Origin of the sequence: Streptomyces sp. NBC_01275 (assembly GCF_026340655.1) — a bacterium.
Lineage (GTDB): Bacteria > Actinomycetota > Actinomycetes > Streptomycetales > Streptomycetaceae > Streptomyces.
This window is the reverse complement of record NZ_JAPEOZ010000001.1, coordinates 45,681-66,871: the sequence shown is the minus strand read 5'-3', so window position 1 is coordinate 66,871 and position 21,191 is coordinate 45,681. Positions and strand designations below refer to the sequence as shown.

Sequence of the window (21,191 nt, the reverse complement as noted above, 5' to 3'; positions counted from 1 at the left end):
GGACATGCCCGGCAGCGGCTCGGAAGTCCGCGGGGTGGCGGGGGCGCCGGCCGAGCAGGCGGTGGGCCTTGCACCGGTGACGAGTTCGTCCCCGCTCTCGCGCTTCCCGCCGCTCAGATCCAGGTGTCGAGCCACATTCTGGCGCGCCAGTCGGGATACGGAATCGTCACACCCGTGTAGATCGGAAAGAAGTAGACGAAGCTCCAGACGATCAGCAGCACAAGGGTGCCCGCGGCCACGGCGCCTCGGGTACGGCGTTGTTCACTCGCCCCCGGCGGCCCCAGCAGCGCGCCCAGCATCATCGCCACGGCCAGACACAGATACGGCACGAAGACGACCGCGTAGAAGGAGAAGATCGTACGGTCCTGGTAGTTGAACCAGGGCAGATAGCCGGCGCCCACCGCACACAGGACGGCGCCCGCGCGCCAGTCGCGGCGCAGCCCCCACCGGTAGAGCAGATACCCGAGCGCGCAGCAGGCCGACCACCACAGCAGCGGTGTGCCCAGGGCGAGGATCTCCTGTGAGCAGCCGGCCGCCGCGTGGCAGCCGTCCTGACCGGGTTTCGGCGACTCGTAGGAGAACGTCACCGGACGGCCGAGGACCAGCCAGCTCCACGGGTTGGACTGGGCCCGGTGCGGAGTGTGCAGCCCCACGTTGAACTGGTAGACCCCGTACTCGTAGTGCCACAGGCTGCGGAGCGGGGCCGGTATCCACGACCAGGCGCCGCCGCGGCCGTCCGCCCAGTGCCGTCCGTAGCCGTCGTCGGACAGGAACCAGCCGGTCCACGTCGCCAGATAGGTCGCCACGGCGACGGGAACGACGGACAGCAGCGACCAGCCGAGGTCCTTGCGCAGCACCGCCCGGTACGGGTGGCGTGCTCCCGCGACGCGGCGGGCGCCGACGTCCCACAGCACGGTCAGGACGATGAAGAAGGCCAGGAAATACAGGCCGTTCCACTTGGTCGAGGCCGCCAGGCCCAGGAAGAGGCCGGCCGCGAGCCGCCATGGACGCCATCCCGTCCCGGCGCGGTCCCCGGTGTCCTCGTCGGGGCGGGCGTGGCCGTCCACGCCCACCGGCAGGGCCGCCGCGAGCCGGGCCCGCGCGCTGTCCCGGTCGAGCAACAGGCAGCCGAACGCCGCCAGTACGAAGAACATGACGACCAGGTCGAGCAGAGCGGAGCGGCTCATCACGAAGTGCAGGCCGTCCACCGCCATCAGCGCGCCGGCCAGGCAGCCCAGCAGCGTCGAACGGAACAGACGGCGGCCTATGCGGCACAGCATCAGCACCGACAGCGTCCCCAGCACCGCCGTCATGAACCGCCAGCCGAACGGGTCCAGGCCGAACATCCACTCGCCGAGGGCTATCACCCACTTGCCCAGCGGCGGGTGCGCGACGAAGGACCCGGCGTCGGAGAGCGGGACCACCTGAGGGTCGGCCAGGATCTGCGGGTCGGCGATCTTGCGGTTCGGCCAGGTGCCCTCGTAGCCGAGGTGCAGCAAGGCCCAGGCGTCCTTGGCGTAGTAGGTCTCGTCGAAGATGAGGTCGTGCGGCCGGTCGAGGCGCCAGAAGCGGATCGCTCCGGCGAACGCGGCGACCAGCACCGGCCCCAGCCAGCCCATCGCCCTCGCCACGCGGTACGCCAGTGCCGGGCCGAGGCCGACGAGCTCCCAGACGCGGGTGGCCGGTTCCGGGAACGGGGCAACGAGCCGTTCACGGACGTCGGTCCGGGGGTGTCCGGCGGCGTAGCCGAACAGGCGCAGACGGTCCTTCCAGGCGCTGGGCCCCGTCAACGGACGGGAGCTGTCGAGGACTTGGGAACGTGTCGTGTCGGTACTCGTCACCGGATGACCCTAGATCGTGTCGGGCGTGGTCAGGGCAGACCAGGTCCGGTCAGGTTAGGTCAGGCCCCCTCCGAGCACAGGTGGGCGGCGGCTTCGGCGATGTGTCCCATGGGCGCCCGGGCGCCCGGGCGGCGGGCTCGGCGCGGTCGAAGCGCCGCCCGCCGGTCAGCGAGACGTCTGGGAGACCGCTCCGAGGACGAGGTCGCTCAGCTCGATGAACGCGTCCCCGGAGGACAGCCCTGTCGAATCGAGCAGTTCACGCCCTTGCAGCTTCCCGAGCAACTCGTCCCGCCGGTCGTCATCGAGACGCTTGCGTCCGGTGCCGGTCGCGCGCCGGCCGGTCCGAGAGCCGGGCTCCACAGATACGTCACTCCCTACCGAGGCCGAGCCGTTCCGGTACGGCGTCACGCCTTGTCGTACTGCGGGGCGCCCGGCCATCACCACGACTGCGCCATGGAGTGATCCGGAGCCCGACCGCAGAGCGAAGTCCGCTCGTCAGCTCTGCCGTGGGTCGATGTGCACCTTCGGCCCCGGTCCGGCGTCGGCCGGGCGCTCTCCGGCGAGGACGGGGCCGGCCTGGTCCAGCCCGACGGTCGCGGCGACCAGCGGCCGGGGGTCGACGGATCCGTCGGCGTACGCCTGGATGGTGGCCTCAAGGCCGGGGGAGGCGGAGAGGACGCCGACCGCGGTCACGTCCTTGAGGGCGAGTGTGCGGGTGTCGACGCGACTGGGCTCGCCTGCCAGGCCTATGTAGACGACGCGGCCGGCCGGCTCGACCAACTCCAGGGCCAGATCAGGCAGATGGCTGGCGTTCGAGGCGTCGACGACCGCGTCGAACGGCAGGTCCGGGACGGAGTGCTCCGTCCACGCCTGCGCGAAGCCCAGATTGCGCGCGAAGGCCAGGGAGTCGTCGGTGGCGCCCATCAGGTGGACATCCGCGCCGGCGGCGCGCAGGAACATCGCGACCAGCAGCCCGATGGTTCCGGGCCCCAGGACCAGGGTCCGGTCGCCGGGCCGCGGCGCGGCGGCCTGTGCGGCGCGCAGGGCGTTGCCTCCCGGTTCCACCAGTGCGCCCAGCACGGCGTCGACGGAGTCGGGCAGGACGTGCAACGACGAGACGGGCACCGCGAGTTGCTCCGCCAGGGCACCCGCCCGCCCTCCGCGGATGCCGACTTCCTGCCGTTGCTCGCACACATGCTGGTGGCCCCGGCGGCAGCGACGGCAGGCGCCGCAGCCGAGCATGGTGTCGCCCATGACCCGTCGGCCCACCCACCCGGGGTCGACCCCGGCGCCGACCGCCGCGACCCGGCCCGCCCACTCGTGGCCGAGGCGCATGGGGTAGGAGGAGTGGCCTTGGTGGAGGTAGGCCATCGCGCCGGTGAAGAACTCCATGTCGGTGCCGCACACGCCCACCCGCTCGACGTCGACGACGGCTTCGCCGGAGGCCGCCACCGGCGCCGGGACCTCCCGGACCGCGTACTCCCCGGGGGCCGTCAGCACGAAGGCGCGTAGGGAACGGCTGCTCACCGCGGCGCGACCACGTTCTGGCGCTGGGCGCCGAGGCCCCGGACGCCCAGCTCCATGACGTCGCCCGGCCGCAGCCACACCGGCGGGGTGAGTCCCATGCCGACGCCCGGCGGGGTGCCGGTGTTGATCAGGTCCCCGGGCTCCAGGACGAGGAACTGGCTGAGGTAGTGCACGATGAAGTACGGGTCGAAGATCATCGTCTTGGTGTTGCCGGTCTGGCGGCGTACGCCGTTGACGTCCAGCCACATGTCGAGTGCGAGGACGTCGTCGATCTCGTCGGCGGTGGCCAGCCAGGGGCCCGCCGGGTTGAAGGTCTCGGCGGACTTGCCCTTGGCCCACTGCCCGCCGCGCTCCAGCTGGAAGGCGCGCTCGCTGACGTCGTTGACGACCAGGTACCCGGCGATGGCGTCGCGGGCCTGGTCCACGTCGTCCAGGTAGCTGGTGCGCCTGCCGATCACGATGCCGAGCTCCACCTCCCAGTCCGGCTTGGTGGAGCCGCGGGGGACGCGGACGTCGTCGTAGGGGCCGACGAGGGTGTTGGGCGACTTGGTGAACAGGATCGGCTCGTCGGGGACGGGCATCCCGCTCTCGGCCGCGTGGTCGCGGTAGTTCAGCCCGATGCACAGGATCTGGTGCGGGCGGGCGATCGGGGCGCCGACGCGTTCCCCGGCGAAGCGGGACACCCGGCCCGCGTCCGCCCGCTCGGTCACGACCGGGCGGACGCGGTCGACGCCGCCCGAGCCGAAGAACGCCTCGTCGAAGTCGGTGACGAGGTCGGAGAGGTCGACGTACGTCTCGTCGTCGATGCGGGCGACGGGCTTCTCGGCGCCGGGGGCGCCTATACGCATGAGGTGCACGGGGTCAGTCTCCCTCACGGGGTCGGCGGGCCTTCATCGGTGCGGCTCACCCAGGGTTCCGAGCACGGCACGGATCTCGTCGAGTGCGTCGACCAGGGTGGACAGGGGCGTGCGGTAGGTCAGGGCGCTGATGCTCACGGCGCCGGACGGGGTCGTCGGCGAGGTCGCGTACACGGGCAGGGCGAGGCAGTTGACCCCCCTCTCGTTCTCCTGGTCGTCGAGCGCGTAGCCCCGTACACGGCTCGCGTGCAGGTCGCGATGGAGGTCGTCGGCCGTGCACAGGGTCCGCGGGGTACGGCGTTCCAGGGGGGAGTCGCCGATCCACTCCCCGACCTCCTCGACCGTGTCCAACTGGTGGGCGAGCAGCAGCTTTCCGACGCCGGTGGCGTGCGCGGGGTTGCGGCCGCCCACCGTCGAGGTCAGCCGTACGGCGCCGGCGGGCGGGTCGACCTTGGCGCGGTAGACGACCTCACGGCCGTCGAGGATCGCGTAGTGCGCGGTCTCGCCGAACCGGGCGGCCAGCGCTTCCAGCACGGGACGGAGGCGGATGTGCTCGGGCCGGGCCTCGTGGTGGGCGAAGGCCATACGGAGGAACTCGTCGCCGAGCAGATAGTGACCACGGGCGTCCTGATCGGCCAGACCGGCCCGGCGCAGGGCCCCCAGGGCCCGGTGCACGGTCGGCTTGGGACTGCCGATCACCCGGGTCAGCTCCTCCAGCCCCACCCCGCCGGGATACCGGGCGAGTTCTCTGAGCACGGCGAGCACCCGGTCCGACCCCACGAGTCGACTGCTGTCGGGGCCTGTCGGCCCTGCCGCGCCGTCCTCGCCGGGGTCTGTCGATCCACCGTCCGTCTGCGTATGCTCCATGGCGTTCCAAAAATTAGACCATCGTGTCGATTATTGGAAGGAGCTCAACGATGAGACTCCGTAGTGCACAGTGGTACGAGGGCCAGGACCGCAACGCCTACATCCACCGGGCGTGGATGCGCCGGGGTGTTCCGGGGGGCGCCTTCGCCGGCCGTCCGCAGATCGCCGTCGCCAACACCGCCTCCGACCTGACCCCCTGCAACGCGCACCTGAACGAGGTCGCGGCCTCGGTCCGCAACGGCGTGTACGAGGCGGGCGGCATCCCACTGGACCTGCCCGTCGTGTCGCTGGGGGAGACGCAGGTGCGGCCCACGGCCATGCTCTGGCGCAACATGGCGGCGATGGCCACGGAGGAGATGCTGCGGGCCAACCCCATCGACGGCGTCGTCCTGCTGGGCGGCTGCGACAAGACGATCCCGTCGCTGCTCATGGCCGCCGCCTCGGTGGACCTGCCCGCCGTCGTCGTGCCCGGCGGTCCGATGCTCACCGGAACCTTCCGCGGCACACCGCTGGGCTGCGGCACCGACGTGTGGCGGCTGTCGGAGGAGGTCCGGGCCGGCACGCTGTCCCAGGAGCAGTTCACCCGCTCTGAGTCGTCGATGATCCGCAGCCGCGGACACTGCAACACGATGGGCACCGCCTCGACGATGGCGCTCGTCGCCGAGGCGCTGGGCACGGTCCTCCCCGGTACGGCCGGCATCCCCGCCCCCGACAGCCGGCTGCTGGAGGCCGCGCACCGCACGGGCCGACTGGCGGTGGACATGGTCGGCGCCGACCGGCGGCCGGGCGCCTTCCTGACCAAGGCGTCCTTCCACAACGCGATCGTGGCGCTGGCCGCCGTCGGCGGGTCGACCAACGCGGTCGTCCACCTCCTGGCCATCGCGGGCCGGTCGGGCGTCGACCTGACCCTCGACGACTTCGACCGCATCGGCTCCCGCGTCCCCGTCCTGGTGGACCTCCAGCCGGCCGGCCGCTTCCTCATGGAGGACCTCCACCGCGCCGGGGGCCTGCTCGCCGTTCTGCGCGAGGTTCGCGACCTGCTCGACCCCGACGCGCTGACCGTCACCGGCAAGCCGCTGGTGGACCACCTCGACGACGCCCCGATCTGGGACTCCGAGGTCATCCACACCCGCGCCGAACCCCTCGTCGCCGAGGGCGGCATCGCCGTCCTGCGCGGCAACCTCGCACCGAACGGCGCCCTCATCAAGCCGGCCGCCGCCTCCCCCCACCTGCTGCGTCACCGCGGCCGGGCCGTCGTCTTCGACTCGATCGAGGACTTCCACGCCCGCATCGACGACCCCGGCCTCGACGTCGACGCCGACTCCGTCCTCGTCCTGCGCGGCTGCGGCCCCAAGGGCTACCCCGGCATGCCGGAGGTCTCCAACATGCCCCTGCCGAAGAAGCTCCTCGAGCAGGGCGTCCGCGACATGGTCCGCGTCTGCGACGGCCGGATGAGCGGCACGGCGTACGGCACGGTGGTCCTGCACGTGGCTCCGGAGGCCGCGGCCGGCGGTCCCCTCGCGCTGGTGCGGACGGGGGACTTCGTCACCCTCGACGTCGAGGCCCGCCGCATCGACGTCGACGTACCCGCCGACGAACTCGCCCGCAGGCCCCCCTCCGAGGCCGCCCTCACCGGCTTCGCCACGCCCCGGCGCGGCTGGGAGCGGCTCTACGTCGACCATGTCCTGCAGGCCGACACCGGCGCCGACCTGGACTTCCTCGTCGGGTCCAGCGGCTCGGAGGTGAGCCGTGAGTCGCACTGACCCCACGGCCGCAAGGACGGCCCTCGTCACCGGAGGCGGCCGTGGGCTCGGCGCGGCCGCCGCCGAACGGCTCCGGGCCGACGGGCTGACGGTGACGACCCTCGACCTCCAGGGCGCCGACGTCCGCGCGGACGTGACGGACGAACAGGCACTACGGAGGATCGCCGACGAGATCGGGCCCGTGGACGTACTGGTCAACTCGGCGGGCATCGTCGGACCGAACAAGCCGCTCATCGAGACCACCGCCGAGGAGTGGCGCCGCGTGCTCGACGTCAACGTCCTGGGGACCGTGAACACCCTGCGGACGTTCGTCCCCGGCATGCGCGAGCGCGGCTGGGGGCGCGTGGTCAACTTCGCCAGCATGGCAGGCAAGGACGGCAACGCCGACCTGTCGGTCTACTCCGCGTCCAAGGCCGCCGCGATCGCCCTCACCAAGTCCGTGGGCAAGGAGCTGGCCACCAGCGGAGTCCTGGTCAACGTCGTCACCCCCGCGGTCATCGCCACCCCCATGAACGACAGCACCGCTCCCGACGTGCTGGCCCACATCACCGGCCTCATCCCCATGCGGCGGATCGGCCGACCGGAGGAAGTGGCCGAGTTGGTCGCGTTCCTGGCCTCCGAGAGGGTCAGCTTCTCCACCGGGGCGGTCTACGACATCAGCGGAGGAAGGGCGACCTACTGACAGCCGAGGGCGCGTGCCGACGAACCCGCTGTCGACGAGGGCGGGCCGGCGGCCGTGCAGCAGAAGCAGATTGGCGTCGGGGAACGGCCTGCGCCGCCAGCTCGCCCACGCCGGGAGCCGATCCGCGGCGCCGCCGTCCGTCAACGACCTCCGGGGTCGTCGGGCGAGCCGGGGAGGCGGACGCCGGCGGTGCGGGTCTCCAGGGCGTGGAGCACGGCCACCATGTCCTGCATGCCGTGGCCCTGGGCCACCGTCTCGCCGTAGAGGGTGTGGCAGACGTCGAGGAGGGGGGAGGCCAGGTCGGCGTTTCGGGCGGCTTCGGCGATCAGGCGGTTGTTCTTCAGCACGTCCTCGGCGGCGGCCTGCACGGTGAAGTCCCGGGTGAGGAGCTTGGGGCCCTTCACCCGGGAGACCGCGCTGGCCATCGGGCCGGCGTCCAGGACGTCGCCGAGGAGACGCTGGTCGAGTCCGTGGCGGTCGGCGAAGTGGAAGGCCTCGGCGAGACCGGTGACCATCGTGATCAGGAACAGGTTCACCGAGAACTTCATCAGCAGCGCGCCCGGGACCGGTCCGCAGCCGAACGTCTCCCGGCACACGGGGGCGAGCAGCGGCCGTACGGCTGCCACGGCGTCGTCGTCGCCGGCCAGCATCGCCACCAACTGCCCCTGCTCGGCCGGGACTCGGGAGCCGGAGACCGGGGCTTCGACATAGTTTCCGCCCGCGGCGCGGACGGCGTCCCGCAGGCCGGCCGAGTACTGCGCCGAGGTCGTTCCCATGTGGACGACGGTGTGACCGGCGACCCGTCCCGCGAAGTCGGGAGTGGCCCGGCCCAGGACGGCGTCGACGGCGGTCTCGTCGGCCAGCATCAGGATCACCGTGCCGGCCCGGTCGAAGACCTCGGCGGGGCTCGCGGCGACCTCGGCCCCGGCGGTGCGCAGGGGCTCGCACCGCGCGGGGGTGCGGTTGAAGACGACGAGGGGCGTCCCCGCGCGGGCGAGGTTGAGGGCCATGGGCTGCCCCATGACCCCCAGGCCGATGAAACCCACGTACACCACCATGCACCGCCAGTTCTGTCCCGGGCCGAAGCCGGGGCTGAGGCCGAAGCCGGGGCTGAGGTCTGGGCTGAGGCCCTGCGCCTGCGCCTGCGCCCGCGCCCTCGGCCGCAGCCGTCGCGGCCGCCGACTATGACAGCGGTCATGATAGCCGTCCCTATGACGGTGGTCATGGGGTCGCATCTTCGTCGCCCCCCGCGGCGAGGTCCCTCAGGAAGTGCCGGGCGCCGATCACCCTCGGCCTCCGCTTCGGATACCGGCTCGGCGGTCTCGCCGCAGTTCGCCCCGCCGTTGCGATCGTGTCGCTGGTCTCGTCAACTCCCTTTGGCCATGAAGAAGTTCGGTTGAATCGCGGCCGACGCGGTGAGTTCGGCCGCACGGCCGGGGGTGTTATGTACGCAGTGATGCCGATGTATCGATTCGGCTAACGGCTCCTCGTGATGTGGATGAAATGTGCACGCTATGTGGTTGAATCGTGCACAGCTCGGCCAGGTGGCTTGATCCGACCGCTCGGTTCCCCGTCTCCTGCTTCCCCCGGCAGGATTTCCGCGCGCACGGGCATGTCCACCCGGCCGAGCCGATGTGCTCCGGCCCCCGCTGAACGGCCCCCCACTCCGCGCCGCAGGCCCTCGCGCCCGCCGTGGCCGCGGTGGGGATCGCGCAGCGTCAGGATGCGAGGGTCGCCGTGAACGGCGGCAGGTCGAGGGTCGTGCGGATGCCCGGGGCGGCCGCGCAGACGGAAGGGACCGCGTTGACGGCGCGGTTGGCGGTGTAGTTCGGGGAGACGGCGCCCAGGCGTTCGAAGGGGACGGGGAAGCGCATGTCGACGTCGAGCGGCGCGTCGCCCTCGACCTTCAGATGCCATCCGGTGGCGCGTACGTCCCACGCGGGGTCGAGGTCCGTGGTGCAGTACCAGGTGGCGGCGAACCGCAGGAGCGGGCGGCCGCCGCTCACGGCCGTCACGGTCATCCGCTGCGTGGCCACGGTGCCGGGCCGCAGCGTCCCGGCGGCGATGGCGGTCCGGCGGCGGGCGGTCGCGAACTCCCCGCTCGCCTCGATGGAGTCGACCGGCAGCGAGAGGGCCTGCGCGACGAGCGACAGCGACGGACCGAAGCTGGCCCGTACGTGGGCCAGGCGGCGTTCGTCGACCCGGCCGAGGGCAAGCAGATCGCCTCGGCGATGTACGGGCAGGGCGCCGAACTGGTGTGGCCCGTCGCCGGATCCTCCGGTCTCGGGGTGTTCGAATCGGCGGTCGCCGCCAAGCGGTACGCCTTCGGGGTCGACTCCGACCAGTACAAGACCCTCACCGACGCGGCCCAGCGGCAGACCGTCGTCACCTCCGTCCTCAAGAACGCCGGCAACGCCCTCTACCTGGCGGCCGAGGCGAACAAGGCCGGAACGCTCGCCTACGGCAAGCCCGCCGCCGTGGGCCTGGCCGAGGACGGCGTGGGCTATTGGACAACGCCAACTTCGACAAGCTCGTTCCCGCCGCCGTGCGCGCCGAGCTCCAGGCGCAGGCCGCGAAGGTCAAGTCCGGTGCCGTCAAGGTCCCTTCGGCGTTCTGACCTTCCGACCTTCGAGGAACTCTGGTGGAACCCATGCACGAGACCCGGGACGAGACCGTGGACGCACCCCCCGCCGAAGCCCCTCCCGCCCTGGAGGCCACAGGCCTCGGCAAGAACTACCCCAACGGCACCCGCGCCGTCGGCGACGTCGACCTGTCGGTGCCCGGCGGCGGGATCAGGGCGATCGTCGGACAGAACGGCGCCGGCAAGTCCACCCTGATGAAGCTGCTGTACGGGCTCGAGCAGCCGTCGGCCGGGCAGCTCAAGCGTGCGGGGGCGACGGGTCAGGTTCGCCGGGCCCCAGGACGCCATCGCCCTCGGCGTGGGCATGGTCCACCAGAACCTGATGCTGGTCCCGTCGTTCACCATCGCCGAGAACGTCGTCCTCGGCGTCGAGCAGGGCCGGGCGAGCCGCGTCGACCGCGCGGCCGCAGGATCTCGACGTCCCCGCTGAACCGCACCGGGTTCCCGGCCAGTTCGAGATCGGTGACCGGCCGGTGGGCGGGCGCGGCCGGGTCGACCGTGTAGTGCGCCGTCGCGGTGATCACCTCGTACGCCCCGGCCCCGTCGAAGCGATGACCGTCGGCGAACGGCTCCCGGGCGTGGACGTCAAGTCGTACGGCACTCATCGCGCGGTCTCCGACTGGGCGGGCCGCCAGCCCAGTTCGGGCGCGACCAGATGGCGTACGTCGTGCAGGATCTGCTCGTACTCCTCCCGCCGGAACTCGTACGGCAGTTCGAGGCGCAGCTCCGACACCGCCGACACCGCCGGATCCGCCGCCAGTTGTTCCAGGATCTGCTCCGCCGTGCCGACCACGTCGGGGGCGAACAGGGTCCGCTTCGGGCCCTGGGGGGCCAGGGTGCGGGCGTGGCGGCTCGCCGCGTACTCCCGGTAGCGGGTGCGGGTGGCCCGGTCGGCGCTGTCGAACGGCACGATCACCCGGCCCACGGCGACGCGGCCGGTGGGCCGGGTGCGCCGGTACTCGGCGAGGAGCCTCGACTGGGCGGTGGTGAAGTCGTCGGTGTCCTCGCCGGTGACGATGTTGCCGCTCAGCAGGTTCAGGCCCTGCCCGGCGGCCCAGCGGATCGAGCGCAGGCTGCCGCCGCCGTACCAGAGACGGTCCACCAGGCCGGGGCTGTGCGGTTGCAGACGGGGGCGCTGGGTGTTGCCGGGGGAGTGGATCACCGTGTCCGGTCCGCCGAGGTAGTCGCCGCGCAGGTTGTCGACGACCCGGGCGACCCTGCCGTACGACAGGTCGAAGGCGCGCCAGTCGCCGTCGTACACCAGGTCGCCGAGGAGGTCGGCGTGCGGCATGCCGGTGCTGAAGCCGATCTGCAGCCGGCCCCGGGACAGCACGTCGGCCAGCGCCAGGTCCTCGGCGAGGCGGAACGGGCTCTCGTAGCCGATCGGGATGACCGCGGTGCCCAGCTCGATCCGCTCGGTGCGCTGTCCGGCGGCGGCGAGGAACACGGCGGCCGAACCGACGCCGTGTTCGAGGTGGCGCTGCCGGATCCAGGCGCCGTCGAAGCCCGACCGCTCCCCGTACTCGAAGAGCCCGAGCGTCTCCTCCAGACCGGTGTACGGGTCGTCGTCGGCGAAGTTGCCCGGGGTGAGGAAGGCGAGGGAAGTGAGGGGGGTGAGGGTCATGCGGTCTGCGTCCTCAGGTCGTGGTCGGCCCGGCGGCCGGGGATCGCCGCGAGCAGTTCGCGGGTGTAGTCGTGCCGGGGACGGGTGAAGAGGTCCTCGGGCGCGCCCGTCTCGACGATGCGCCCGGCCCGCATGACGGCCACCTGGTGCGCGATCTGGCGCACGACGGCCAGGTCGTGCGAGATGAAGAGGTACGCCACCCCCGTGTCGGCCTGCAACTCGCCGAGCAGCTCGAGGACTTGGGCCTGCACGGAGACGTCGAGCGCGGACACCGGTTCGTCGCACACCACCAGGTCCGGCGACAGGGCGAGGGCCCGGGCGATCGCCACGCGCTGCCGCTGCCCGCCCGACAGCTCCGCCGGACGGCGCTCCAGCGTCGAGGCGGGCAGCGCCACCCGGTCGAGCAGGTCGCGGGCCCGTGCGAGCCGGGAGGCCCGGTCGCCGACCTTGAACGCGTGCAACGGCTCGGTGATCACCTCGCCTATGGAGAACCTGGGGTCGAGTGAGGCGTACGGGTTCTGGTAGACGAGCTGGGCCCGTCGGCGCAGTCGCCTGGCCTGCGCGCCCCGAGCGGTCGTGACGTCGACGCCGTCGAACAGAACGCGCCCGGCGGTCGCGTCGGTCAGTCGGAGCACCAGACGCGCGGTGGTGGACTTCCCCGAGCCGGACTCGCCGACCAGAGCGAGGGTCTGTCCGCGGTGCAGGGTGAAGCTGACGTCGTCGACCGCGCGCTGCGTCCGGGACCCGCCGCCCGCGCGGGGCAGCCGGAACTCCTTGACCGCGTCGCGGAGTTCGACCAGCGGCGTCGTCGCGGCGGCCGCGGGCGAGGCGACCGGGGCGCGGGGGCGGGCGGTGGTCAGGCTCGGCGCGCTCGCCAACAGCCTTCGGGTGTACTCGTGTCGGGGGTCGGCGAGGACGTCACGGGTCGGGCCGGCCTCGACGACCCGCCCCTGCGACATGACGACGAGACGCTGCGCCCGGTCGGCGGCGACTCCGAGATCGTGGGTCACCAGCAGGATCGCGGTGCCCGACTCCTCGGTGAGACCCTGGAGATGGTCCAGGATGACGCGTTGCACGGTGACGTCGAGCGCGCTGGTCGGCTCGTCGGCGATGATCAGCTTCGGCTTCGCGGCGATGGCGATGGCGATCAGGGCCCGTTGCCGCATGCCGCCGGACAGTTCGTGCGGGTACTGCCGTGCGCGGGTGGCCGCGTCGGGCAGCCCGGCCTGGTCCAGGACGGCGATCGCCGCCGACGGCGCGGAGCGGCGGGTCGCCAGCCCATGGATGCGCAGGACCTCGGCGACCTGCTCGCCGATGCGCTTGACCGGGTTGAGCGACACCGACGGGTCCTGGGGGACCAGACCGATCTGCGCGCCGCGCACGGTCCGCAGCTCCGCCTCCGACAGCGAGGCGAGGTCGTGCCGGCCGAAGCGGATCGTGCCGGCGTCGATGCTCGCGTTCGCCGCCAGCAGCCGAGTGATCGCATGGGCGGTGGTGCTCTTGCCGGATCCGGACTCCCCGACCACCGCGGTCACTTCGCCCGGCCGCACCTCGAGGTCGACGTCCCGCACCGCCCGCACGATGCCGCCGCGGGTGCGGTACGACACCGACAGGCCGCGTATCTCCAAGTTCTGACCGGTCAAGTCCTCACCCGTTCCGGGTACGTTCGTCACGTGGCCGCTCATCGCCCGCGGGACCATTCGCCGTCCAGCGCCCGGGCGATGCGGTTGGTGGCCAGCACGGTCGCGGCGATCGCCAGCCCGGGCAGCGCGGTGAGCCACCAGGCGTTGGCCAGGTAGTTGCGGCCGTCGGAGATCAGCGTGCCCCACTCCGGCGCGGGCGGCGGGGCTCCGTAGCCGAGGAAGCTCAGCGCCGACACGGCCAGGATGGAGGTGCCGAGATCGAGGGTGGCCAGGACGATCACCGGACCCGCGGCGTTTGGCAGGACGTGTCGGCCCAGCACCGAGTACCAGCGGGCCCCGCAGGAGCGCGAGGCCTCGACGAAGACCGCCTGCCGCACCCGCAGCACCTCCGCCCGCGTCACCCGGGCGAAGGCGGCGACGCTGGCGATCCCGACCGCGACCGCCACCTTCACCGTCCCGTACCCGAGCGCGGTGACCAGGGCCAGGGACAGGAACAGCGCCGGGATCGACAGCAGCACGTCGACGAAGCGCATCAGCACGTCGTCGACCCAGCGGCCGACGAACCCGGCGACCAGACCGAGCAGGCTGCCCACCACGAAGGCGACCGCCACCGCGATGAGCGTCGCCTTCAACGACAGTTGCGCACCGTGGACCACCCGGGAGAACACGTCCCGCCCCAGTTCGTCCGTGCCGAACCAGTGTGCGGCGCTCGGACCCCGGAAGTTCTCCGACGGCACTCCTGTCAGCGGATCCCGCGAGGTGAACAGCCCCGGCCAGAACGAGGCCAGCACCACCAGCACGACGACGAGGACCGACAGCAGCAGACCGGGGCGGCGCACCAGGAACCGCAGCACCCGCCGCACGTCGACGCGACGCCCCGCCCCGGGGCCGATTCCCGCATCGGCCGGATCGGCTGGATCGGCCGGATCTGCCGGATCGACCGGGGAGGTGTCATGGACAAGACCCTGGCTCATGCGAAACCCGCCTTCCGGCCCGAGGCGACCACGATCCGCGGGTCGAGCAGCGGATAGACGAGGTCGACGATCAGGTTCGTCAGTACGAAGATCAGCGATCCGAACACCACCACCCCCTGGACCAGCGGGATGTCCTGGGCCGTGACCGCGGCGGCCGTCACCCGGCCGAGGCCGTCACGCGAGAACACCGTCTCGACGACCACCGAACCGGCGATCAGCTGCCCGACCAGCAGGCCGACGACCGTCAACGCCGGCAGGGACGCGTTGCGCAGCGCGTGCCGGAGGTGGACCCGCCATCGGCCGGCGCCCTTGGCGCGGGCGGTCTCCACATAGGCCTGGTCCAGCGCGGTGAGCAGGCTCTTGGCCAGCACCTGCGCGACGAGTGCGCCGGTCGGGATCGCCAGCGTCACCGCCGGCAGGATCAGCCCCCGCAGCCCCTCGTTGCCGAAGGCCGGGAACCAGTGCAGCCGGAAGGAGAACGACTCGACGAGCAGCAGCCCCACCCAGAACGTCGGGACCGACACCCCCAGCGGCGGCAACGACAGCAGCAGTTGCCGCAGCCACCGCTGCGTGGTGTAGGTCGCCAGCACGGCCAGACCGCCGCCGAGGACCACCGCGAGCAGCAGCGCGGCGCCGGTCAACTGCAGGGTCTGCGGCAGCGCGTCGGCCAGCGTCGAGGTCACCGGCCGACCGGTGGAGATCGAGTCGCCGAAGTCCCCGCGCACCGCCCGGCCGAGATGGTCGGCGTACTGCACCAGCACCGGCTTGTCGAAGCCGTACTGGTGGCGGAGCGCCGCGAGTTGCGCCGGATCGACCTGACCGGTGTCCGCTCCGGCGCCCGCCATCGCCGACACCGGATCGCCGGGCAGATAGTCCAGCACGAGGAACGACACCGTGTACGCCGCCCACAGCACGCCGATCGCCTGCGCGAGCCGTTTGACCACATAGCGGCGCATGCGTCAGCCGATCCAGGTGTCGTGCAGCTGGATCCGGCTGGACGCTTCGAAGTCCAGGTTGTGCACCTTCTTCGACACGCCCAGCTGGGTCTGCAGTTCCACCACCGGCACGACGTAGGCGTTCCGCACGATCAACTGCTGTGCCTCGACGGCCAGTTGCTTGCGCTTGGCCGTGTCGGTCGTCGCCGCCTGCTCGGTCAGCAGCGAGTCCAGCGGGCTCGTCGGCAGGTGATAGGCGTTGGCCAGCCGGGTGGAGTACAGGGTGCGCAGGATGTCCGGGTCGGCCCGGGTCAGGTTGCCCCAGAGCGCGTCGAAGTCACCGGACTGCTGCACCTGGGCGATCTGGGAGATCTGCAGCTGCTTGAGCACGACGTCGATGCCGACGGCCTTGAGCTGCTGCTGGATCAGCTCCAGCGCCGGCTGGTTCGTGGCCGAGTTCGCGAACCACTTGACGGTCAGGCTCATCCTGGCGCCGCCCTTCGAGCGGATGCCGTCGCTGCCCGCCTTCCAACCGGCCGCGTCCAGTAGGGACTTGGCCTTGGCCGCGTCGAAGGCCAGGTCCGTGCCCAGGTCCTCGTAGTCGGGCGTGGTGTGCGCCAGGATGCTGGTGGCCGGCTGGGTGCCGGTGGGGAAGACGGTGTCGGCGATCTGCTGCCGGTCGATGGCGAACAGGATCGCCTGGCGTACCTTGGCGTCCTTCAGGACCGGCCGGGAGTTGTTCAGCCCCAGGTTGAACACCGCACCGGGATTGGCGCGCCGTTCCAGGCTCACCTGGCCGCCGCCCAGCGCCGCCTCGTTGGCCTTGCCGACGCTGCTGATCGCGTCGACCTGGCCGGACTGCAGACTGCCGACGCGCACCCCGGCCTCGGGCACCACCTTGAACACGAGCTTGTCCAGGTACGCCTCGCCCTTCTTGCTCCACAGCGAGGAACCCCAGGCGTATCCGGCGCGCTTGGCCAGCGTGATCGACTGGTTCTGCACATACCCCTTGAGCACGAAGGGCCCGGATCCGACCACTCCCTGACTGCACTTCTGCTGCGGGGTCCGCTTCGCGCTCGCCGACGACTCGATGCCCAGCGAGTGCGTCGAAGTGGCCTGCAGGAACTGCGCGTTGGGCTGCTTGAACGTCACCCGGACGGTGAGCGGGTCGACCACGCTGGTGCTGTCCACGCCGCTCAGATAGCCCTCGGCCAGGGTCCCCAGGGCGCCGAGCTTCGGCACCGCGTCGAAGTTGTCCTTGACCACCTGCGCGGTCAGCTTCGTCCCGTCGCTGAAGGTGACGCCCGATCTCAGATGGAAGGTGAACGTCGTGGTGTCCGAGCTGATGTCCCAGCTCTTCGCCAGCCACGGGACGATCTTGCCGGTCCTGGGGTCCTGGTCGGTCAGGGAGTCCACGACCTGCCGCAGCGAGTAGATGGTGTCGTTGCTGCCCACCTGCTGCGGATCCACGCAGCCGGCGTCGGAACCCACCGCGAAGGTCAGGGCGCCACCGGACCTGGCCTGGCCGGTGCCACTGCCGGCGCCGGAGTCGTCGCCGCCCGACCCGCAGGCGGTCAGCAGGACGCTGGTGGTCAGGAGGGCGGCCAGTGCCGCGTATCGGGTGGGCCGGAGGGGAGAACGGAGGGTGCGTCGGACATCCGGATGTGCTCTCACGGAGGAATCTCCTACTCGTGTCACCACGCTCGTGACGCGTGGGGATCACAGCTGCGCATGGGTGTGCCGCTCCCGACGGGAGCTACGGGCGACGACAGACGTCGGTCGGCCGTGCGGAAAGGCCAGAGGACCGTGGAGAAAGAGACGGTCAGGCGATCAGGCGTGACACAGGCAGCTGGTGAAGCGCTGCAGATCGATGTGGCGTCGACGCGAGAGGCGGGAGAACACCGTCGCGGCCGCGAGGGAGACGGACGAGGCACTCAGGTCACTGCTGTGCTGCATGCCGGTCCTCCCCTGATGTCGGTCGTGATCGTACGAAGCGGCCTCGTCGTCCGTCAATGGCGGTCCAGGTGTTGGGCGACACCGGGCAGCCTCAACCTGTCCGCAGCCGTACGCGATCCAGGAGCCGAAGCCCGTCGTCGGTCGTGAACCACCGGGTGTGGTCCACCAGATACCGGTACGCCAGATCGGCGTTGGCCCGCGATCCCGTGACGCCGTGGAAGTAGCCCAGCTCGGACAGGGCGAACTCCGCGTGCACGAGCGGCAGCAGCTCGGGCAGGGCGGCCGACTCGGCGGCGCTGAGCGGGCGGACCGCGGTGTACCCGTCGAGCAGCGCGTCCACGTCGTCCGGGCGGACGGGGCGGGACGGGTCGAGCCACTGGACGGTGTTGCGCTCGATGGCGGTGGCGAGGTCGTGGACGGCGGTCGTGCGGTCGCTGAGGCCGAAGTCGAGGACGGTCGAGACCGTGCCGGCCGCCGTGTCCCACAGCAGGTTCGAGGCGTGCCAGTCGTTGTGCGTCCACAGCGGCGCCAGACGGCCGAGGGACGGCAACAGGCGCTGGTGGAAGGGAAGATGAACCGCGCGCAGGTCCTCCCGCCAGGGACGGCCCGCCAACGCCGCCGTCACCGACGGCCGTTCGGCCGCATACGTCTCCAGCGCGGCCTCGGGATCGACCGCCGCGAAGATGCCGAACGACGAGACGAGAGGCTGCGGGCGCCGACGCGGGGCCTCGAACCCCTCGGCCGCCAGATGGAGTCGGGCCAGCGCGGCGCCCGCGGCCCGGGCATGCGCCACGGACGCGAACGGCGACCACGACAGAGCGTCCCGGTAGAGATCCGTCCCCACCCCGGCCGTATGGACCTCGTACACCCACTCCCCGCGCGCCCGAACCCCCAGCACCTCCACGACGGGCGCGCCCCGGTCGCGCAGATACCGCAGGAAGGCGTGCTCCTCGGCCAGCCCTTCCAGGGAGCGTACGTCGCCGTGGTGTCGCTTCACGAAGAGCCGGCGCCCGTCCCGCTCGACCAGGGCGGCCGCCGACAGCGGGCGCGGGCTGCGCCACAGCAGGCGCGCGGGACCGACGACGGCCTCGACCTCCGCCTCGGTGAGCGGCGGCCAGTCGGGGGCCACCGGCTCCGTTCCCATGCCGTGCGCCAGGAGCCCGCTCATCCGGCCGTCACCTCGTCCTCCACCCGGCTCGCCCGGCCGCCGAGGGCGTCCAGCAGCCGCCGCTCGGTCGCCGCGAACTCCGGCTCGGTCAGGGCGTCGAGACCGCGTGCGCCGGACCGCGGCACCTCGATGCGCTCCACGACCGTCGCCGGGCGCGGCGAGAGGACGTGCACCGTGTCGGCGAGCAGGACGGCCTCGCGGATGTCGTGCGTGACCAGCACGACGGTCCAGCGGTAGCGCTGCCACATGTCGGCCAGCCACAGCTGCATCTCGGTGCGGGTGAGCGAGTCCAACGCGCCGAACGGCTCGTCGAGCAGCAGCACGGGCCGCTCCAGCACGACCGTGCGCAGCAGCGCCGCACGCTGCCGCATCCCGCCGCTGAGCTGGAAGGGATACGAGGACTGGAAGCCGTCGAGACCGAACGCCTCGAAGAGCTCGCCGGCCCTGCGCCGCGCCTCCTTCTTCCGCACCCCCTGCGCCTGAAGGCCCAGCGCCGTGTTGTCGAGCACCGTGCGCCAGGGGAACAGCAGATCCTTCTGGGGCATGTAGGCGACCTTCCCCGAGGCCACGGACGCGGGGGCGCCCTCGACCAGGATCTCGCCCGAAGTGGGCTCGTCCAGAGCGGAGATCAGGTTGAACAGGGTGCTCTTGCCGCTGCCGCTCGGACCGATGACGGCCGCGAACTCACCCGGCTCCACGGTGAGATCGAGGTCGCGCAGCACTTCGAGCGACCCGAACGCCTTGCCCGCTCCCCGTACTTCGAGACTCATGAACGGCTCTCCTTCGCCAGCGCCCGCTCCCACGGCAGGACGATCCGTTGCAGCAGACAGACCAGCCCGAACAGGGCGATGCTCAACAGGGCGGTCACCGCGACCGCCGCGAACACCAGGTCCGTGCGGAACGCGCTCTTCTGTGCCTGCATATAGATGCCGAGGCCGTTCTCCGCGCCCGCGTACTCCGCGAAGACCGCGCCCACCACGGCGTACGTGATGCTCACCCGCAGTCCGGTGAAGAAGTGGGGCAGCGCGCTCGGCACCCGGACCAGCCGGAAGGCGCGCATCCGGCTCGTGCCCAGCGAGCGCAGCAGCCGCATCGCGTCGCGGTCGGTGGACGCGAAGCCCGCCGCCAGGTTCGCCGCGAGCGGGAAGAACGTCGTGAGGGTGACCACCAGCATCTTCGGCAGCAGACCGAAGCCGAACCAGATGATCAGCAGGGGGGCGACCGCCACGATCGGGATGGTCTGCGAGGCCACGAGCAGCGGATACAGGCCCCGGCGGGCCGCCGCCGAGAAGTCCAGCACCACGGCCACCAGCCAGGCGGCGGCGAAGGACAGCGCGAAGCCGAACAGGGTCTCCTGGAGGGTGGGCAGCGTCTGGTCCCACAGGTCGCCACGGTTGGCCCAGCCCTGTGACAGGACGCGGCCGGGGCTGGGCAGCACCGTCGGATCGACTGCGGCGGCGGCCACGTACACCTGCCAGCCGGTCACGAGCACCGCGAGGACGAGCAGCGGCGGCCAGACCGCGCGCAGGACCGCTCTCACTTGGCTTCCGGGAGGTAGGCGTCGGTGAAGAACGTCGAAGCGTCCGGCGCCTTGGTGAGCTTCTTGCCGTTCTTGTCCACCAGCAGCCCGGCCGTGAACTCGAAGTCGGCGAAGTCCTGCCAGCGCTTCGCGGTCTGGCCGCCGATCGTGCCGTCGGCGGCGCGGTAGTACTCCTCGGCGAGCAACGCCTCGCTCTCCTTCACCAGTTCGGTGTTGGTGAGCGTGCTCTTGTTGGCCGCGATGAGAAGGTCGGCGGCCTGGTCGGGGTGGTCCGCGGCGTACTCGTACCCCTTGTCGACCACGGCCAGGAACTTCCTGGCGACCTCCGGGTTCTGCTTCAGGTACTGCCCCGAGGAGGCGATGAGGGTCGAGTAGATGGCCGGGACGCCGTAGTCGGCGAGCTGGAAGTCCTTGAGGGGCTTGCCCGTGAGCTTCGCCTCCAGACCCTCCCAGGTGGGCATGGGCATCGCGAAGTCCGCCTTGCCCGCGTAAAGGGCCGCGTACGCCGAGGTGTTGAGCGTGATCTGCTTGAACGTGCCCTTGCCGCCGGCCTCCTGGACGACCTTCTGGAGCAGTGCCTTCTCGTAGGGGGCGCCGAACCCCGCGTACGTCTTGCCGTCCAGGTCCTTGGGGGAGGCGATGTCGTCGCGGTCGGCGCGCACGGAGACCGTGACGTTCGTCTTCTGCGTGACGGCGTACACGGAGGTGATGTCCTGGCCCGCGGCGCGCGCGGTGGTGACGCCCTCCTGGTAGGAGATCCCGAAGTCCGCCTGGTGGCCGGCGATCAGCGTCTCCGGCGCGGTCGAGCCGTACGGCAGGATCTTCAGGTCGATTCCGGCGTCCTTGAACCAGCCCTTCTGCTGGGCGACGTAGATGCCGGTGTGGTTGGTGTTGGGCGTCCAGTCCAGGGCGAGGGTGACCTGGGTGGCGCCGTTCTTCGCGGCGGCCGACGTGGAGTCCTGCGCGGCGCAGCCCGTCGTGGCGAGGGTGGCGGCGGTGGCCACGGAGAGCAGGGCGGTCGTACGGGATCTCATGCGGGACGTCATGGGGTTTCCTCGGATGGGCGCGGCGGTGGTCAGGGGTGTGGGGGAGTGCTCCTCACGCCCGACAGAGCGCGCTGTCGACCCGCATGAGGTCGATGGCCATACGCCTGGTCAGTTCCTTGGCCTGGCA

General features: G+C 71.6%; 20 protein-coding genes and 2 pseudogenes. 4 read left to right on the top strand and 18 right to left on the bottom strand.

Translation table 11 applies throughout. The annotated features are described in order from the left end of the window. Positions 1–113: 113 nt before the first annotated feature. The 5 genes from OG562_RS00235 to OG562_RS00215 all read right to left on the bottom strand — a co-directional run bounded on the left by OG562_RS00235 (position 114) and on the right by OG562_RS00215 (position 5,092). Positions 114–1,790 carry a dolichyl-phosphate-mannose--protein mannosyltransferase gene (locus OG562_RS00235; protein ID WP_266408911.1) on the bottom strand — a complete coding sequence of 559 codons (1,677 nt, stop codon included), beginning with the start codon at positions 1,788–1,790 and terminating at the stop codon, positions 114–116. Positions 1,791–2,006: 216 nt separating this feature from the next. Next, positions 2,007–2,201, bottom strand: coding sequence for a hypothetical protein (locus OG562_RS00230; protein ID WP_266391913.1), 195 nt, complete (start codon positions 2,199–2,201; stop codon positions 2,007–2,009). A 135-nt stretch (positions 2,202–2,336) separates the two neighbouring features. Further along, positions 2,337–3,368: a zinc-binding dehydrogenase gene (locus tag OG562_RS00225; RefSeq protein WP_266391910.1), complete on the bottom strand. Its 1,032-nt coding sequence runs from the start codon at positions 3,366–3,368 to the stop codon at positions 2,337–2,339. Next, positions 3,365–4,225 (bottom strand): fumarylacetoacetate hydrolase family protein, encoded by an 861-nt coding sequence (locus OG562_RS00220; RefSeq protein WP_266391907.1) that lies wholly within the window; start codon positions 4,223–4,225, stop codon positions 3,365–3,367. Before OG562_RS00220 ends, OG562_RS00225 begins: the two co-directional genes overlap by 4 nt. Positions 4,226–4,258: 33 nt before the next feature. Next, complete coding sequence (locus tag OG562_RS00215; protein ID WP_266391904.1) at positions 4,259–5,092, bottom strand: IclR family transcriptional regulator; 834 nt, start codon at positions 5,090–5,092, stop codon at positions 4,259–4,261. A gap of 50 nt (positions 5,093–5,142) precedes the next feature. Here OG562_RS00215 and OG562_RS00210 point away from each other — a divergent pair, with 50 nt between their 5' ends. Both OG562_RS00210 and OG562_RS00205 read left to right on the top strand, forming a co-directional pair. Beyond that, on the top strand, positions 5,143–6,855 hold the full coding sequence (locus OG562_RS00210; RefSeq protein WP_266391901.1) for an IlvD/Edd family dehydratase: 1,713 nt from the start codon (positions 5,143–5,145) through the stop codon (positions 6,853–6,855). Then, on the top strand, positions 6,842–7,537 hold the full coding sequence (locus OG562_RS00205) for an SDR family NAD(P)-dependent oxidoreductase (RefSeq protein ID WP_266391898.1): 696 nt from the start codon (positions 6,842–6,844) through the stop codon (positions 7,535–7,537). The genes OG562_RS00210 and OG562_RS00205 overlap by 14 nt, the downstream gene beginning before the upstream one ends. Positions 7,538–7,677: 140 nt before the next feature. On the opposite strand, the gene OG562_RS00200 is transcribed toward OG562_RS00205, so the two are convergent. Together OG562_RS00200 and OG562_RS00195 are read right to left on the bottom strand one after the other, a co-directional pair. Further along, entirely contained in the window at positions 7,678–8,589 is a 912-nt protein-coding gene (locus OG562_RS00200) for an NAD(P)-dependent oxidoreductase (protein WP_266408909.1), read from the bottom strand. A 666-nt stretch (positions 8,590–9,255) separates the two neighbouring features. Continuing rightward, positions 9,256–9,723, bottom strand: coding sequence for a hypothetical protein (locus OG562_RS00195; protein WP_266408908.1), 468 nt, complete (start codon positions 9,721–9,723; stop codon positions 9,256–9,258). A 45-nt stretch (positions 9,724–9,768) separates the two neighbouring features. Here OG562_RS00195 and OG562_RS00190 point away from each other — a divergent pair. Together OG562_RS00190 and OG562_RS00185 are read left to right on the top strand one after the other, a co-directional pair. Continuing rightward, positions 9,769–9,984 (top strand): annotated as a pseudogene (locus OG562_RS00190) (BMP family ABC transporter substrate-binding protein); the annotation flags it as partial. A gap of 203 nt (positions 9,985–10,187) precedes the next feature. Next, positions 10,188–10,373: pseudogene (locus tag OG562_RS00185) on the top strand (ATP-binding cassette domain-containing protein); the annotation flags it as partial. Positions 10,374–10,516: 143 nt separating this feature from the next. On the opposite strand, the gene OG562_RS00180 reads toward OG562_RS00185, so the two are convergent. The 11 genes from OG562_RS00180 to OG562_RS00130 form a co-directional block, all read right to left on the bottom strand. Beyond that, positions 10,517–10,783 carry a hypothetical protein gene (locus tag OG562_RS00180; RefSeq protein ID WP_266409870.1) on the bottom strand — a complete coding sequence of 89 codons (267 nt, stop codon included), beginning with the start codon at positions 10,781–10,783 and terminating at the stop codon, positions 10,517–10,519. Further along, entirely contained in the window at positions 10,780–11,802 is a 1,023-nt protein-coding gene (locus tag OG562_RS00175) for an LLM class flavin-dependent oxidoreductase (protein ID WP_266391896.1), read from the bottom strand. Before OG562_RS00175 ends, OG562_RS00180 begins: the two co-directional genes overlap by 4 nt. Next, positions 11,799–13,487, bottom strand: coding sequence for an ABC transporter ATP-binding protein (locus OG562_RS00170; RefSeq protein ID WP_266391893.1), 1,689 nt, complete (start codon positions 13,485–13,487; stop codon positions 11,799–11,801). Before OG562_RS00170 ends, OG562_RS00175 begins: the two co-directional genes overlap by 4 nt. Next, the gene (locus tag OG562_RS00165) at positions 13,484–14,419 is read right to left on the bottom strand and encodes an ABC transporter permease (protein ID WP_266391891.1); all 936 of its coding nucleotides are present in this window, start codon (positions 14,417–14,419) and stop codon (positions 13,484–13,486) included. Before OG562_RS00165 ends, OG562_RS00170 begins: the two co-directional genes overlap by 4 nt. Next, the gene (locus OG562_RS00160; RefSeq protein WP_266391888.1) at positions 14,416–15,375 is read right to left on the bottom strand and encodes an ABC transporter permease; all 960 of its coding nucleotides are present in this window, start codon (positions 15,373–15,375) and stop codon (positions 14,416–14,418) included. Before OG562_RS00160 ends, OG562_RS00165 begins: the two co-directional genes overlap by 4 nt. 3 nt (positions 15,376–15,378) lie before the next feature. Beyond that, positions 15,379–17,028, bottom strand: a complete 1,650-nt coding sequence (locus OG562_RS00155; protein WP_266391885.1) for an ABC transporter substrate-binding protein — start codon at positions 17,026–17,028, stop codon at positions 15,379–15,381. 156 nt (positions 17,029–17,184) lie between these two features. Then, positions 17,185–17,310 carry a putative leader peptide gene (locus OG562_RS00150; RefSeq protein WP_266391882.1) on the bottom strand — a complete coding sequence of 42 codons (126 nt, stop codon included), beginning with the start codon at positions 17,308–17,310 and terminating at the stop codon, positions 17,185–17,187. Positions 17,311–17,401: 91 nt separating this feature from the next. Beyond that, positions 17,402–18,478: a phosphotransferase enzyme family protein gene (locus tag OG562_RS00145; protein ID WP_266391879.1), complete on the bottom strand. Its 1,077-nt coding sequence runs from the start codon at positions 18,476–18,478 to the stop codon at positions 17,402–17,404. Continuing rightward, positions 18,475–19,248 (bottom strand): ABC transporter ATP-binding protein, encoded by a 774-nt coding sequence (locus OG562_RS00140; RefSeq protein WP_266391876.1) that lies wholly within the window; start codon positions 19,246–19,248, stop codon positions 18,475–18,477. Before OG562_RS00140 ends, OG562_RS00145 begins: the two co-directional genes overlap by 4 nt. Beyond that, positions 19,245–20,018 (bottom strand): ABC transporter permease, encoded by a 774-nt coding sequence (locus tag OG562_RS00135; RefSeq protein ID WP_266391874.1) that lies wholly within the window; start codon positions 20,016–20,018, stop codon positions 19,245–19,247. Before OG562_RS00135 ends, OG562_RS00140 begins: the two co-directional genes overlap by 4 nt. Further along, positions 20,015–21,064 (bottom strand): ABC transporter substrate-binding protein, encoded by a 1,050-nt coding sequence (locus OG562_RS00130; RefSeq protein ID WP_266391872.1) that lies wholly within the window; start codon positions 21,062–21,064, stop codon positions 20,015–20,017. Before OG562_RS00130 ends, OG562_RS00135 begins: the two co-directional genes overlap by 4 nt. Positions 21,065–21,191: the final 127 nt, after the last annotated feature.